At 59.3% G+C, this 836-nt stretch carries 1 pseudogene; it reads left to right on the forward strand.

The features are described 5' to 3' along the window. Positions 1-836, forward strand: a pseudogene (locus OC445_RS26900) (type IV secretion protein Rhs); the annotation flags it as partial.

Here is an 836-nt window from a genome sequence, read left to right on the forward strand (position 1 = left end):
TATGCCTGGGGCGATGACGGGCGTGTCACGGTGCATAACGCCGATGGTAGCCAGGAGGTGTATGTCCATGACCAGCGGGCGCGGCTGGTGCAGAGGATTGATCCGGACGGCGCCACGCACTTTAAATCCTACGACGACCAGGGTCGGCTGACCGTCGAGCAAGACCCGATGGGCGCGGTGACGGCCTATCAATATGACGACGCCGGACGCTTGGTGGCGCTGTTTCCGGGGGATGATGAGCCAACGTCCTACGAGCATGACAACGGTTTTGTACGGGTTGTCAGACGTGGGGAGGCGGTCTGGAAATATGAGCGTAATGAGCAAGGCGATGTTACGCGTAGGACCGATCCCGATGGAGAGGTTACTGACTACAGCTACAACAAGCACGGGCAACTGAATGGAGTTTGGTACCCGGATCACAGTTGCCATCGACTGGTGTGGAACGAACGCGGGCAACTGCTTGAAGAGCAATTACCCCATGGTGGGATCAAGCGTTATCGCTATGACGATCTGGGGCGGCAAGTTGCCTGTGAGGATGAGCATGGTGCGCTGACGCAGTATCACTGGGACTGCGTCGGCAGGCTGATTCGCCTCGTCTTGCCAGGCGGCGCCACACGAGAATTCAGCTACAACCCCTACGGCAAAATCATCGCCGAACGCGACGAACTCGACCACGTCACCCGCTACGAATACGCCGATGGCCTGCACCTGATCAGCCGCCGTCTCAACGCCGACGGCACCCAGGTCAAGTACCGCTACGACAACGCCCGGCTGCTGCTCACCGAGATCGAAAACGAAGCCGGCGAAACCTACCAACTCGACTACCACCCCAACGG

The sequence above is a fragment of the Pseudomonas sp. Pse35 genome (genome assembly GCF_024519715.1).
Taxonomy (GTDB): domain Bacteria; phylum Pseudomonadota; class Gammaproteobacteria; order Pseudomonadales; family Pseudomonadaceae; genus Aquipseudomonas; species Aquipseudomonas paracarnis.